The organism is Enhygromyxa salina (assembly GCF_002994635.1).
Lineage (GTDB): Bacteria > Myxococcota_A > Polyangia > Nannocystales > Nannocystaceae > Plesiocystis > Plesiocystis salina_B.
This window is the reverse complement of record NZ_PVNL01000111.1, coordinates 55,244-68,659: the sequence shown is the minus strand read 5'-3', so window position 1 is coordinate 68,659 and position 13,416 is coordinate 55,244. Positions and strand designations below refer to the sequence as shown.

Genomic DNA, 13,416 nt, shown 5'->3' with positions numbered 1-13,416 from the left:
TGAAACGGCGTGAAACTCGCTGAAATCGCCTGAAATGGCTCCTCGGCGGGTCGGACCCTAGGTTGTCTCCACCCGGTTGGAGCCCACAACACCATGACAAAAAACACACTACACATGCTCAGTATCACTTCGCTCTTGCTCGGTGCGGCAGCCTGCACCGACGACATCGAGGCCTCGGACACTCGCGCAGACACGGGCAGCGAGACCGGCGACGGTGACGGCGACCCGGATACGGGCGACGGTGACGGCGACCCGGATACGGGCGACGGTGACGGCGACCCGGATACGGGCGACGGTGACGGCGACCCGGGAGGAGAATGTGGTGACGGCGTCCTCGACAATGGCGAGCAATGCGACGATGGCAACAATCTCGACACCGACGCGTGCACCAACGCGTGCACCCTCGCCTTCTGCGGCGACGGCGTCGTCGAGGATGGCGTCGAAGAGTGCGACGATGCCAACACCGACAACACCGACACCTGCGTGGAGGGCTGCGTCGCGCAGCAATGCGGGGATGGCTACGTGGGCCCCGGCGAAGGCTGCGACGACGGCAACACGGTCGACGATGACGAGTGCAGCAACACCTGCGCGCTGGCGAGCTGCGGCGACGGTATGCTCGCCCTGGGCGAGGAGTGTGATGACGGCAATGACGACAACACCGACGATTGTCTGAGCACCTGCGTCGCCGCGACCTGTGGGGACGGCCACCTCTGGGCTGACAACGAGGCCTGCGACGACGCCAACCTGGACAACACCGACGATTGCGTCGATGGCTGCGCGGTCGCTAGCTGTGGCGACGGCCACGTCTGGGCCGGCAACGAGGAGTGCGACGATGCCAACATGGACAACACCGACGCGTGCACGCTCGAGTGCGTACTGGCTGCCTGTGACGATGCCATGATGAACGGGTCCGAGTGGGGGATCGACTGTGGGGGTGACTGTGGGGGCTGTGATGAGCTGTTCAGCGCAGACGAGGACACCCTGGCGATCCTCGAGCTCAACGGCGACGCAAACGACAGCAGCGGGAACGAGCGCCACGCCATGCTGATCGGGGGTAGCTATGTAGACACCGCCTGGGGCCAGGGTCTATCCTTACCCCAGATGACCCAACAGGGGCTGAGCTGGACCGCCCACGTGGCCGACCTCGTCGCACCCTACACGATCGAGCTGGTGCTGACCCCCGCCCAGACCACCTGCTTTCAACGCCTGTATACCTTCAACAGCATGAGCGACCACGGTTGGTATTACTGCTCGGGCTTCGCGAGCTACCCCAACGGGACGATTGGGCAGCAGTTCCCCGTGAACCAACGTCAGTATCTCGCCCTGGTCTCCACGGACGACACCACCCTCGATGTCTATGTCGACGGCGTCCTGCTCGGCTCGACCCCCACAGGCTTCACGACTCCAAGCGGCCACGCAGAGTTCTTCAACGACGACGCCGACAACCTCCATTTCGAGGAGCTGCTCGGGGTCGTCGAGGCAATTCGGATCTCGAGCGTCGCCCGCACCGAGCAGGAGTTCATCGACATCCAGGCTCGCATCGAGCTGCAGCCCTGACGCTGCCGGCCGCGGCGCGCACGCCCCAGCATGCGCGCCGCGAGCCCGTCGCCGGAGCGCGCCGCAGGCCCAGCGATCTACCTGCACATGCACGCGCAGCTCGACGCGGAGTGAAATGATCTGAAATCGACAAGCGCAGCTTCAGAGCACAGGATTGAGGAATGCCCAACCGGATCCTGGTCTCTCCGAAATTTGGCTCTCCTACAGTTCTTGTGGGTGCCTGGAGAGCCGGAGCGAGCCCACAGGGGCACGCAGACGGCCATGGCTGGTGTTCTGAGCGAACGAGAAGCGCGCACGGCGTGCAGGCGCGACACTGGGGGTGTTCTAAGCACCCAACCCCGCACCTGCTGACATGCGCGACACCACTCTTCTACTCCAGACCATCATCGCTCTCCAAGACACGATCGTCACCGCCGTCAAATTCGACGAGCAAGGCGTGATCGCCGACGTCCGACCGTCGTGGAGGGTTCCGCGCTGCGGCGACTGCCAGCGCAAGTGCCCCGCCTACGACGCTCGTCAGCGGTCGTGGCGACACCTCGACCTTGGCGGCATGGTTTGCCGGATCCGGTACTCCATTCGGCGGGTCTCGTGCCCCAAGTGCGGCGTCAAGGTCGAGGCCGTGCCTTGGGCGGCGAGCGGCTCTCGATTCACGTGGCCGTTCGAGCTGCACACGACCTACCTCGCCCAGCAGAACGACAAGACCACGGTCACCAAGGTCATGCGCATCGGATGGGTCACCGTCGGCAAGATCATTCAGCACGTCGTCGCTGAGCAACTCGGTGGTGTCGACCGTCTCGACAACCTGCGGCTCATCGGCATCGACGAGATCAGCTACCGTCGCCGCCACGAGTACATCACCGTCGTCGTGGACCACGAGCGCGGTGTCGTGGTCTGGGCCGCCAAGGGCAAGAGCGCCGACACGCTCAAACCGTTCTTTGAGGCCCTGGGCCCTGAGAGGCTCGCCAAACTCGAGTCCGTGACGATCGACATGAGCGCCGCCTACATCAAGGCAGTCACCGAGGCCGCCCCCGACGCGACGATCATCTTCGATCGCTTTCACGTTCAAAAGCTTGCCAACGAGGCCGTAGATGCGGTCCGACGAGACGAGGTCCGCGAAGCCGAGCCTGAGGACAAGAAGGCGCTCAAAACACCCGGTGGTCGCTGCTCAAGAACGCTTGGAATCTGACTGACCTCCAGGACAAGGCTCTCGTCGCCATCTTCGAGTGCAGTTCGATCTACCTCGCCGACTGGAAGCTGTACGAATGGGAGGTCTGGGCCAGCCGCTCTCGGCTCGCGCCATTCGTGAAACTGGGCAAGACGATCCGCAAGCATCGCGCCGGCATTCTCGAGTATGTCCGCGACCGGCTCAACAACGGCCGGGTCGAAGGGCTCAACGGGAAGACTCGGACGATCACTCGTCGCTCCTACGGCTTCCACTCTGCGTCCGCTCTCATCGCGATGATCTTCCTGTGCTGTGGCGGGATATCTGCCTGTCCCATGCACGTCGGTCCTTTTCGGCCCCACTAAAACTACAGGAGAGCCACTCAACGGCGATGGGCGGCTGATCTCCTACTTCGAGCTGCTGTCCGACAGCCTGCTGGCCGAGTATCAGGCGCGCGGCGGCATCAACTCGCCAGCGGACATCATCATCACGCAAGCCGAGCGTGACGCCATGGGCTCTGTTGCACCGACGGGAAGTTCGATGACGACGAGGACCCCGCTGACTGGGTCGCCCTCGATGCCGGCATGCCGCTGCCGCCCAATCGCCTGGGGATCACGCGGCCGGTCAGCGAAGACCCGGACGCACTTGGGTTCCGCTAGCCCCGCCTGACGCGAGCGGCAGGCTCATGCCGAAGCTGAACGAATTATGGGGGTCGAACCGCTCTTTGACCTGCATGAGGAATTCCAACTCGGTCTCGTGATACACGCGTAGCAGCGCCAGCCGCCCTTCCGCCGTCTCCGAGTTGGGCATGAGGGTCACGTCCTGGAAGTTGATGAACGCGCCGTCTATCAGCTTCTGTTCGGCGAGCGTCGCCCTGAAGCGTCGGACCCAATCGACCTGGTGAGTGTCGAGGATGTCGACGCCGTCGGGCCCAGGTTTAGGATGCCACCATGCCTGAAACTTGAGCATGAACGGCCGCTCCCTGAAGGTCGGCGGGACACAGGTCAGTCGTGCGCCCGCGTCGGCGCTCACGCACCGCTCCCGCTGCGCCTCGCCGCCGCAGCCGAGCAGGCTGACGTAGTTGAACAGGCAGGGATCATGGGACGAACCTTCGATGTAGCGAACGACCGCGTCGATCAGCGCGTCTAGCTGCTGAGGCGCTCGCGGATCGAATATGGGGAACGCCGACGATACCTTGAACGCATGGCGCCCGTTGCAGCCGTCATCGAGGCCGTTCGGCGAGTTCAGGACCTGAGCCGCGCGGCTCACCATTTTGGTGCACGGCGTGTCCGCGGTGCTCGACGGCGCGCTGTCACCCCCCTGCACTTGGCGAGCGCGCTGGACCTCGACACACTCGATCTCGCGGGGCCTGGGATCTGTGAGCAGCTCGGCGATGGCCCGCTTCGCGTCTGCGAGCGCGCCGTAGTACACGCCCGACATCTGGAGTATGGCCGTGTGGCGCTCACCGACCGAGATCTTGCCACCGAGGGTCAGCGCAGTGTTCGCGTCGAGCTGAGCTTGAAACCTCGCCCACTTCCGCGCGGCTTCCCGGGTGTGGCCGGGATCCCAGGTCATCTCGATCTTGGTGAGCCTGTCCACGAGGGGGTGAAGAATGAACTTGAAGCGGGTGACGACCCCGAAGTTGCCACCGCCGCCGCCAAGGATGGCCCTCAGCAGATCGTGGTGGGCAGCGCCAGGTTCTGCGATCACGATGTCCCCGTTGGGCAATACGACCTCGGCGGCCACGACGCTGTCGCAAGTATAGCCGTAGCGTCGGTTGGATAGCCCCCAGCCGCCGCCCGCGACCAAGCCACCAAGAAACACCGAGTCGCAGATCCCCACGGGGATGAGGAAGCCGCGCTTCTCGAGTTCCTCACTCAGGTCCTTTAGCCGCATGCCGGGCGGGATCCAGGCGTGCTTTCCATCATCGAGATACTCGACGGTCTTCATGCACGACAGATCGATGATCCATACCCCATCGGCCGAGGACATACCCTCCTGATGATGGCCGCCAGCGCGTACCCGGAACTTCAAACCATTCTCGCGGCAATGGTCGACGCACCACTTGACGTGGGACCTGCTCTGGCACTTGGCGATGACGTTGGGCCTGTAGTCGAAGCGCTCGTTGGGGGTGAGCCGCCAGTGATCGTACGCTGCCTCATCAGGAACGATGAACTCGAGACATTGCGTATCACACTGCACATCGAGCGAGGCCAGGGAAGGGAGAGACGATGGAGTCTTGTTCGGCATGGTACAAAGTGCTAACTGCAACGCGAGGTTGCCGTGCTCATGAGGCTCGGTTCGGGCGGGGCCTTCGGTCCTCGTCGGCGAGGCCCCCGGCCCGCGATGACAGTCTAGCGCCTCGATGAACTCGTGGCGATTTCAACACATTTCATGGGTTATCAGCGTCATGGAGGTCTTCCTGTAGTGGGTTGAAAGAAGTTGAAACCGACTGAAATTGCGCCCTGGCAGCCTCGCGCGTACAGTATGCACATCCACCGCAATAAAGCCACTGACAAGACCATGTCTCACAAGACCTATCTCAAGATCCTCAACGCCACATCTCACGACATTATCAATATTTCCGTGGATGGCGTCGATAGCCATGACTGGGACGGCCGCAGCCGTCCAGACCGAAATTCTGTCGGAGTATCCATACCCGCGGGAGCTTGGGTGGAAGAACGGCAAGAGCTGAGCGGTGGTGCTCGGAGCGCGTGGTACAGTTTGCACATGACCTTCGCAAACGGCCAGCAGATCACGCTTCGAAATGATCAGCATGACGCCCACGAGGAACACAATCGCTCATACGGGTTGACTGGGCCGGACGCGGATCACTTCGCGGCGTCTCAGTCATCGGGCAAGTCCCTCAATACCTTCAGCATCGAGGACCGGATCTCGCCAAGTAAGTGGATGGCGCGCGTCTCTGGCAGCCAGTTACTATCCCAGCTCTCGATCCCTGGCACCCATGACTCGGGCTCTTACTGGAGCAACATCGGGAATACACATGGTCAATGTCAAAACCTCTCCATCGGTCGGCAACTCGGTGCCGGCATTCGGTTACTCGATATACGAGCCCGTCACATCGAGGACCGATTCACGATCCACCATGGCGCGATTTATCAGCGCATTAATTTTGACGACGTGCTCGACCAATGCCAAGGATTTCTGCGAGAGAACCCTGCCGAGTGCATCCTCATGCTCGTCAACAGCGAGTACGACGCAGAGAAGGTCACGCGCTCATTTGAAGACACGTTCAGGGACTACGTGAGCCGTCGAAGCTCAGCTTCATGGTACCTCGGCGCGCATATCCCCAGGCTCGACGACGTGCGGGGCAAGATCGTGCTACTGCGCCGATTCCCGGCTTCGGCGGAGCTTGGGATCAACCTGCGAAAATGGGGCGACAACAGTACATTTTCTCACACGAACTCGGACGGCGTGACGTATCACGTCACGGATCGTTACAGAGTCGACTCCGCTGGCGACAACAAGCTCGCGCAGGTGGAGAACCTCATGGCCGCCGCCACGGCTGACAGCAGGGCTGACTCGCTGTACATCGCCTTTCTCAGTGGGTCGAACCCACCCGACACGCCGCGTTCGTTCGCGTTCAACGTGAACCCGCGCCTGCACGCGCATTTGCTTGCCAATCATTCGAGTGAGCGAGCTGGGGTGATCGCTTTGGACTTCTGCGACAATCCGAGCACCCTGGTCAAGCAGATCATCTTGCGCAACTCTTAGGTGCCGCGAATGCCGTTGTCGAATCGGCGCTGCAGGATCCTGTGGTGCTCGACGACGCGGATGGATTGATGCAGCGATGAAGAGCCGAGCCAGGCGGAGACACGCTCGCGCGACCACACTCGCGTCCACGTGGTGCCGCGCTCGTGCTGATGTCCGCGCGCCTGCTCGTCGATGACGGCTCGGCGTGGATGAACAACGAAGCCCCCGACACGGATGGCCTGGTCGCCGCCGGCGGTGGCGAGAGCTAGGACCGCCTCGAGGTCGCCGCGCGCGTGGGCTTCGGGCTTGGCCGAGGCCTCGGACCCACAGTTCGACGGTCAGGACCCCGCTTGTCGGCGGCGCGCGGGGGCTCGATCGGGATGTAGCGGTGGTCGCAGCCCTCCGGCTCGACGAGGAAGCCGAAGTGGGCGAGCCCGGCACGAGCCCCGGAAGCCAGCACGCTCACGATGGTAGCGATCGCCGTGTCGGCGTCGGCGAGCACGATCGGCCGCAAGGTTGGGGCTCCCCCCGCGGACGTCGGCGATGTGCTTGTGGAGACCTTCGCCCACGGGCCAGCGCAGCTCGGCCATGAAAAATAGCTTGCAGCGGCTTGGGGACCGAGATGCCGCAGGCGGCGCTGACTCCCGGCCAGACCTGATCGACCTGCGCGAGCGTTGGCGCAGCGTCGACGGTCTCGCCGAGCTTGGCGAGGCCGGCAAAGCGTGAAAGCGGCCGCGGGGGTCTAGATCAGTACCGGCACTCGACGACCATGGCCGTGATGTTGTCGGTGCCGCCCGCCGCGTTGGCTTGATCGATCAGCTCGCCCACGCTGGCCTCGAGGTCCGCGGCGTTGTCGACGATGTTGCCGATCTCCGCGTCGCTGAGCATGCCGGACAGGCCGTCGGAGCACAGGACGTAGCGATCGCCGTCTTCGATCTCCCACTTGCCGATGTCGACGGTCACGTTCTCACGCATGCCGAGCGCGCGCGTGATGACGTTCTTGTGGGGGAAGTTCTTGGCTTCCTCTTCCGTCATGTCGGGCCGCGCGTCCTTGTAGTCCTCGAACAAGGAGTGGTCGCGGGTGAGCTGCTTGATCTCGCTCTTGCGGATCCGATACACGCGCGAGTCGCCGACGTGCGAGACGTAGGCGTGGTCGCCGTTGATCAGGCAGCCCACGACGGTGGTGCCCATGCCGCGCAGGTTGGGCTCGGACTGCGACTTCTGGAAGATCCGCAGGTTGGCCAGGCGAAAGCCCGCGACCATCCGGTTCTCGACGTAGCTCAGGTTGTGGTCGTAGCGATACGGCCACGTCGCGTCTGCGTCGCGTGAGTGCTGATAGAACTCTCCTACGACGTCGGCGGCCAGCTTGCTGGCGACCTCACCACAGGCGTGTCCGCCCATGCCATCGGCGACGATGAAGAGCTGCTCATCCTCGATCAGGGCGAAGTAGTCCTCGTTATGAGTCCTCTTCATGCCAACGTCGGTCTTGGCCGCGTAGCGGATCCGCACGGTTCGGGCATCTTAGTCGACTGCGGGCTTTTTGAGAAAACTGATGTCGTGACCCCGGGAGGAAACCTGACCCCGGCGAGTCCGGGGCAGGTGCGAGGTGGCTGCCCGCTGCGCAGGCGTAGCGGCTGTACGGGTGCGGCTGCGAGAGCGATTTCACACCAGCTTGGCCGGCGGCGAGGATGGGCGATCTCCTCTCGACCGGCCCGTCGATTTTGCTCGAAAGCCGGCGCGACCGGCCTGTGACGGCCACTGCAGCTTGCGTTCGGCCACGCAGACAGCCAATCTCGCGGGCGGGAGCACGGCTCCCGAACATCTTGACATTTGCTCAGTGGTCGGGGAGCGTGGCGACAGTGTCCAGGGTGCGTGCACATCTGCTGACGATCGGTGACGAGTTGCTGTCTGGCGACGTCGTAGACCGAAACAAGGCCTGGCTGGGCCGCCGCTGCCGGGCCCTGGGCGTCGAGGTGGTCCGGGCGACCACGGTGCGCGATCGGCAGGCCGAGATCGTCGCGGCCCTCCACTCGGCGGCCGCCGATGGTTCGCAGATCTGTCTGATCTCTGGCGGCCTGGGTCCCACGACGGACGATCTCACCGCCGCGTCGGTCGCGGCCGCCGCCGGGGTTGGCCTCGCGCGGAACCGAGAGCTCGCCGATCGGCTCGAGGCCTTCTTCGCCGCCCGCGGTCGGGCGCTGGTCGAGGCCAACCTCAAGCAGGCAGATCTGCCCGAGGGCGCGACCGTGCTCGACAACCCGATCGGCACCGCGGCCGGGTTTGCGGTCGAGCTGGCGTACCCGCCCGGGGGTCCCCGCGGCTGCTGGTTGTTCTCGATGCCCGGGGTCCCGCGCGAGCTCCATCAAATGATGCGCGAGCAGGTCGAGCCGCGGCTGCGCGAGCGCTTCGAGCTGCAGCCGATCCCGCGGCGGGTGTACCGGGCGCTGGGCAGCGGCGAGTCATCCGTGCAAGAGAACGTCCGGGCCGTGCTCGCAGCGGCCCGCGAGCGCTCGCCGGGGCTGGCCAACATGTTCGTGCACTACCGGGCCCACTACCCGGAGGTCCAGCTGATCCTCGAGGCCACGCCTGGCGACGACGGCAGCGCCGCGACCGAGGCCGAGCTCGAGCAGCTCGACGGCCCGCTGCGCGAGGCGATCGGTCCGGCCCTGTACTCGTGCGGCAGCGAGACCGAGCTCGCCGAGCTGGTCGTGCAGCGGCTGATCGAGCGCGGGCTCACGATCGCCACCGCGGAGTCGTGCACGGGCGGCGGCGTCGGCCAGGCGATCACGGCGATCCCCGGCAGCTCGGCCACCTTCGTCGGCGGCGTGATCTCCTACTCGAACGCGGTGAAGATCGCCCAGCTCGGCGTCCCGGCCGACATCCTCGAGCTCCACGGCGCCGTGTCCGAGCCGGTCGCGCGGGCCATGGCCGAGGGCGCGCGCGCGCGGCTCGGCAGCGACATCGGCGTCTCGACAACCGGTGTCGCGGGGCCCGGCGGCGGCTCGCCCGACAAGCCCGTCGGCACCGTCGACGTCGCGGTGGCCACGGCCATCGGCACCACTTACAAACGTCTGCGCCTGTTCGGCAAGCGCGACACGATCCGCGAGGCGACGACGCAGTGGGCGCTCAAGCTGGTCTTCGATCAGTTCGCTGCCCACGATGAACCCGTCTACGAATGGCGCCTGCAAGCGGGCCAGAAGCCTGGCCCGAGCTGAAAACACCCCGGCGATCAGCTGGGGGCCCCCACCTTGTCTAGCCTGGACAACGTCCCACCCCCAATCCCGGGCTAGGGTCTGCCTCGCCGCTCACCCCTCGCCCCAGAAACATCGGCAGCATCATGTCCAAACCCGTCACCATCGCCAACACCACCACTGAGAAGCGCTCCGCCGCGATCGACCTCGCGCTCGCCACGATCGAGAAGCAGTTCGGCAAGGGCTCGATCATGCGGCTCGACGCCGAGGGCAAGCTCCCTGGCGGCGACGTGCCGGTCGTCCCCACGGGCTGCCTGGGCCTCGACATCGCGCTCGGCATCGGCGGGCTCCCACGCGGCCGCGTGGTCGAGATCTACGGGCCAGAGTCGTCGGGCAAGACCACGCTCACGCTCCACGTGCTCGCGGAGGCCCAGCGTCAAGGCGGCGTGTGTGCGTTCATCGACGCCGAGCATGCCCTCGACGTCGGCTACGCCCGCCGGATCGGCGTCAAGACCGAAGACCTGTTGATCTCCCAGCCCGACTACGGCGAGCAGGCCCTCGAGATCTGCGACATGTTGGTCCGGTCCGGGGCGATCGACGTGATCGTCATCGACTCGGTCGCCGCGCTCACGCCCAAGGCCGAGCTCGAGGGCGACATGGGCGACAGCCACGTCGGCCTGCAGGCCCGGCTCATGAGCCAGGCGCTGCGCAAGCTGACCGGCTCGGTCTCGCGCGGGCGCACCCTGGTCGTGTTCATCAACCAGCTCCGGTCCAAGATCGGCGTGATGTTCGGCAGCCCAGAGACCACCTCGGGCGGCAACGCGCTCAAGTTCTACGCCTCGGTCCGCATGGACATCCGCCGGATCGGCAAGATCAAGCAGGGCGACAAGGTCACGGGCAACCGCACGCGGGTCAAGGTCGTGAAGAACAAGATGGCCGCGCCGTTTCGCGAGGTCGAGTTCGACATCAACTTCCCGGATCCCACCAACCTCCAGCAGGGCAACCAGGTCGGCATCAGCCGCGAGGGCATGCTCATCGATCTCGGCGTCGAAGATCGCGTGATCGACAAGGCCGGGGCGTGGCTCAGCTACAAGGGCGATCGCATCGGCCAAGGTCGTGAGAACGCCAAGCAGTTCCTGCACGACAACCCCGACATGTTCGCCCGCATCGAGGCCGAGGTCCTGACCAAGCACGGCCTCTCGCGCGGCGGCGGGCCCACGGCGGTGATCGAGGGCGGCAAGCCGAGCACCCCAGATGGCGGCGACGTCGAGGACGACGGCCGCCCCCCGGTGGTCATGGCTCGGTCTGGCAAGTCCAAGACCACGGCCGCGAAGTCCAAGAAGTCGTCCCGCTCCAAGTCGTAGGGCACCGGGCCCGAGCCGGTCGGGCCAGTTCACTGCCTGTCAGGCGGCCGTCAGCTATCAGGCCGCCGTCAGCTGGGCGCGCAGGCGGTGGCGGGCGCGGGTCAGCCGGACCGAGACGTTGCGCTCGGAGATACCCAGACGCTGGGCGATCTCCGCGTACGACAGCCCCGACAGATGCAGGCTCAGCGTCGACTCGAGCGAGTCGGGCAGCTCGGCGAGGGCCTGCTCGACCTGCGCGCGGGCGTCGGCCTCGAGCAGCCGCGCCTCGACGCCGCTGTCCGGATCTCGCAGGTTCACGAGCGCGTCCGCGTCAGTCGGCAGCCGGCCACGCCGACGCACGTAGCGATAGCAGCAGTAGCGGGCCACCTTGTTGGCGAAGGTGCTGAGCGAGGCCTCGCCACGAAACTTGGGCAACGACTGCCACAGCGCGAGCGCGATGTCCTGCTCGAGGTCCTCGCGCTCGGCCTGGCTGCGCGCGTAGCTGCCGGCCATGCGCGCGAGCCCGGCACCCTGCTCGTCGACCACCGCGGCGAACCGACGCCGACGCGCGGCCTCAGTGTCGTCAGTGTCCTCATCATCGGCGGGGTCGTCGGCGAGCGTGAAGGGCACGACCACGCCCGCTCCAGCGCCAGCTTGGTGACCGGTGGCTCGATACCCGCGGCTGGTGGCCCCGGCCAAGCGCTCGTCGATCGTCCACAACAGCCCGGCCAGCGTGCGAACGTGCTCGGCGACGTGACCCTGGGCCGTCAGCGCCTCGCGGACCGCCTCGACGTCGATGCCCAGCGCGGTGAGGCTCTCGCGGTCGCGCTCGCCCAGGCTCTGGGCGCTCTGCAGCCAGTCAAACACCTCGCGGCGGGTGTCGGTGAGCGGGGTGAAGTCGAGCGTGTCGCTGGTGAACGAGCGCCACCACGTCATGCGCACGGCCTCGAGCTCGGCCGCGTCGTCTGGCCAGTGGCGGGCTTCTTGGCTGCGCCGACGCAGCTCGAGCGCCAGCGTGCGGGTCTGCCGGGCAAGGCTCGCCAGCTGCGGCGACAGCCCGGTCAGCGTCAGCGGGCGCTCGGGATCCGCGACCGACATCCGGCGCGCCCACAGCATCGGCGCGCGGCCAACCAGCCAGCGCGTGGTCCCGATCAACATCCCGAGCCCGCGCAGCAGCGGCAGGCCCAGCAGCGCCAGCAAGGTCAGCCCGCCGATCACCACGAACACCGTGTTGCCGAGCAGCATGGACGTCAGCGGGAGCGGCTCCGTCAGCGGCGACGTGAACGCGAGCGGCTCGGTCAGGATGCGAGACAGGAACTCGGTCATCACGAACGCCAGTGTCGACGGACCCCGAAACCCTACATCGAGATCGAAAAAAAGCTGCTCGAGCCGCTCAGCTGGCCGTTGGACCCTAAATTCGGTAGATCTGAGCGAGCGGGCCAGCTGCCTGGCCCGCTCGCGGCTGAGACTCGGTGGCGCTCAGATGGTGGCGGTGGCCTGGCCGATCTTGGCGGACCCGCGTGCCCGATGCACCGCGGTCGCGGTCCAGATCGGGATCGCGCACATCAACGCCCAGGCGAGCGTGATCGGCACGATCGCTCCGCCGCGAGCGAACGCCTGATCAAACAGCTCGGGCTCGACCGTGCTCAGGGCCGCGCCCATCTCGATCAGCCCGAACACACAGCCGAGCACACCCAGGGCGACGCACAGCCCCGCGACCCGATCGGCGAGACTCAGCAGCTTGGGATCGTCGCTGCCCATGCGTCGGGCCCGCCCGTGAAGCAGCACCGACGTCAGCGCGACCACGGCCGCGAGGCTGATGAGGTGCATGAACAGGCCGCCGTTTTGGTAGAACACGGAGAAGTTACTCATCGCTGGGGCTCCTTTGGGTTCGGCGGTGCGTCGAGTCGCGCCGCTCACCTGCAACTGTGTCGGGCCCCGGTTGATCCCTACGCCTGGTCAGCAAAAACCTGATCGGCGACACTGGCGGCGATGAGCCTCAAGTGGGACCGACGGTTCTTGGCGCTTGCCCACCACATCTCGCAGTGGAGCAAGGATCCATCGACGCAGGTCGGCTGCGTGGTCGTGGGCCCCGATCGAGAGATCCGCAGCACCGGCTTCAACGGGCTGCCGCGCGGGATTGAAGACAGCATCGAGCGGCTCGGCACGCGCGAGCTCAAGTACCCGCTGATCTGTCACGCCGAAGAGAACGCGATCATGCACGCCGCCCGGATCGGCATCGCGCTCAAGGGCTGCACCGCGTTCGTGACCTGGCCGCCGTGCACCCGCTGCGCGCGATCGCTGATCCAGGCCGGCGTCACCGAGGTCGTGTTTCCAGGTCCGATCGAGATCCCCGAGCGCTGGGTCGACGACTTTCAGATCAGCAAGGCCATGTTCGGCGAGGCCGGCGTGATGGTCCGCGAAGTCGACACTCGCTGACCCTCGTTGG

11 protein-coding genes are annotated in these 13,416 nt (G+C 65.8%); 7 read left to right on the top strand and 4 right to left on the bottom strand.

Going from position 1 to position 13,416, the window contains the following annotated elements; translation table 11 throughout:
- The first annotated feature begins 114 nt into the window (after window positions 1-114).
- The 3 genes from ENSA7_RS27725 to ENSA7_RS46210 all read left to right on the top strand — a co-directional run bounded on the left by ENSA7_RS27725 (window position 115) and on the right by ENSA7_RS46210 (window position 3,084).
- Entirely contained in the window at window positions 115-1,557 is a 1,443-nt protein-coding gene (locus tag ENSA7_RS27725; protein WP_181234182.1) for a DUF4215 domain-containing protein, read from the top strand.
- A gap of 352 nt (window positions 1,558-1,909) precedes the next feature.
- Entirely contained in the window at window positions 1,910-2,743 is an 834-nt protein-coding gene (locus ENSA7_RS27720; protein ID WP_106092377.1) for an ISL3 family transposase, read from the top strand.
- Entirely contained in the window at window positions 2,719-3,084 is a 366-nt protein-coding gene (locus tag ENSA7_RS46210) for a transposase (RefSeq protein WP_106092376.1), read from the top strand. Before ENSA7_RS27720 ends, ENSA7_RS46210 begins: the two co-directional genes overlap by 25 nt.
- A 259-nt stretch (window positions 3,085-3,343) precedes the next feature.
- On the opposite strand, the gene ENSA7_RS27710 is transcribed toward ENSA7_RS46210, so the two are convergent.
- A complete protein-coding gene (locus ENSA7_RS27710) occupies window positions 3,344-4,969 on the bottom strand; it encodes an FAD-binding oxidoreductase (RefSeq protein ID WP_106092375.1) in 1,626 nt (541 codons plus the stop codon).
- Window positions 4,970-5,242: 273 nt separating this feature from the next.
- Between ENSA7_RS27710 and ENSA7_RS27705 the strand changes: the two genes are divergently transcribed.
- Complete coding sequence (locus ENSA7_RS27705) at window positions 5,243-6,454, top strand: phosphatidylinositol-specific phospholipase C (RefSeq protein ID WP_181234181.1); 1,212 nt, start codon at window positions 5,243-5,245, stop codon at window positions 6,452-6,454.
- A 726-nt stretch (window positions 6,455-7,180) separates the two neighbouring features.
- On the opposite strand, the gene ENSA7_RS27695 is transcribed toward ENSA7_RS27705, so the two are convergent.
- Window positions 7,181-7,942 (bottom strand): Stp1/IreP family PP2C-type Ser/Thr phosphatase, encoded by a 762-nt coding sequence (locus tag ENSA7_RS27695; RefSeq protein WP_106092372.1) that lies wholly within the window; start codon window positions 7,940-7,942, stop codon window positions 7,181-7,183.
- Window positions 7,943-8,301: 359 nt separating this feature from the next.
- Here ENSA7_RS27695 and ENSA7_RS27690 point away from each other — a divergent pair, with 359 nt between their 5' ends.
- Both ENSA7_RS27690 and recA read left to right on the top strand, forming a co-directional pair.
- A complete protein-coding gene (locus ENSA7_RS27690; RefSeq protein WP_181234180.1) occupies window positions 8,302-9,648 on the top strand; it encodes a CinA family nicotinamide mononucleotide deamidase-related protein in 1,347 nt (448 codons plus the stop codon).
- Window positions 9,649-9,770: 122 nt separating this feature from the next.
- Window positions 9,771-10,988, top strand: a complete 1,218-nt coding sequence (gene recA, locus ENSA7_RS27685) for a recombinase RecA (RefSeq protein WP_106092370.1) — start codon at window positions 9,771-9,773, stop codon at window positions 10,986-10,988.
- Between the two features lie 57 nt (window positions 10,989-11,045).
- Here recA and ENSA7_RS27680 read toward each other — a convergent pair whose 3' ends face one another.
- Both ENSA7_RS27680 and ENSA7_RS27675 read right to left on the bottom strand, forming a co-directional pair.
- A complete protein-coding gene (locus tag ENSA7_RS27680) occupies window positions 11,046-12,293 on the bottom strand; it encodes an RNA polymerase sigma factor (RefSeq protein ID WP_106092369.1) in 1,248 nt (415 codons plus the stop codon).
- Between the two features lie 153 nt (window positions 12,294-12,446).
- On the bottom strand, window positions 12,447-12,839 hold the full coding sequence (locus ENSA7_RS27675; RefSeq protein ID WP_106092368.1) for a hypothetical protein: 393 nt from the start codon (window positions 12,837-12,839) through the stop codon (window positions 12,447-12,449).
- Between the two features lie 120 nt (window positions 12,840-12,959).
- Between ENSA7_RS27675 and ENSA7_RS27670 the strand changes: the two genes are divergently transcribed.
- The gene (locus ENSA7_RS27670) at window positions 12,960-13,406 is read left to right on the top strand and encodes a deoxycytidylate deaminase (RefSeq protein ID WP_106092367.1); all 447 of its coding nucleotides are present in this window, start codon (window positions 12,960-12,962) and stop codon (window positions 13,404-13,406) included.
- Window positions 13,407-13,416 lie beyond the last annotated feature (10 nt).

Bases quoted from the DNA above. Each gene is read 5' to 3' on its own strand.
- ENSA7_RS27725 (WP_181234182.1), top strand. From the start codon at position 115: ATGCTCAGTATCACTTCGCTCTTGCTCGGTGCGGCAGCCTGCACCGAC.
- ENSA7_RS27720 (WP_106092377.1), top strand. From the start codon at position 1,910: ATGCGCGACACCACTCTTCTACTCCAGACCATCATCGCTCTCCAAGAC.
- ENSA7_RS27710 (WP_106092375.1), bottom strand. From the start codon at position 4,969: ATGCCGAACAAGACTCCATCGTCTCTCCCTTCCCTGGCCTCGCTCGAT.
- ENSA7_RS27705 (WP_181234181.1), top strand. From the start codon at position 5,243: ATGTCTCACAAGACCTATCTCAAGATCCTCAACGCCACATCTCACGAC.
- recA (WP_106092370.1), top strand. From the start codon at position 9,771: ATGTCCAAACCCGTCACCATCGCCAACACCACCACTGAGAAGCGCTCC.
- ENSA7_RS27680 (WP_106092369.1), bottom strand. From the start codon at position 12,293: ATGACCGAGTTCCTGTCTCGCATCCTGACCGAGCCGCTCGCGTTCACG.
- ENSA7_RS27675 (WP_106092368.1), bottom strand. From the start codon at position 12,839: ATGAGTAACTTCTCCGTGTTCTACCAAAACGGCGGCCTGTTCATGCAC.
- ENSA7_RS27670 (WP_106092367.1), top strand. From the start codon at position 12,960: ATGAGCCTCAAGTGGGACCGACGGTTCTTGGCGCTTGCCCACCACATC.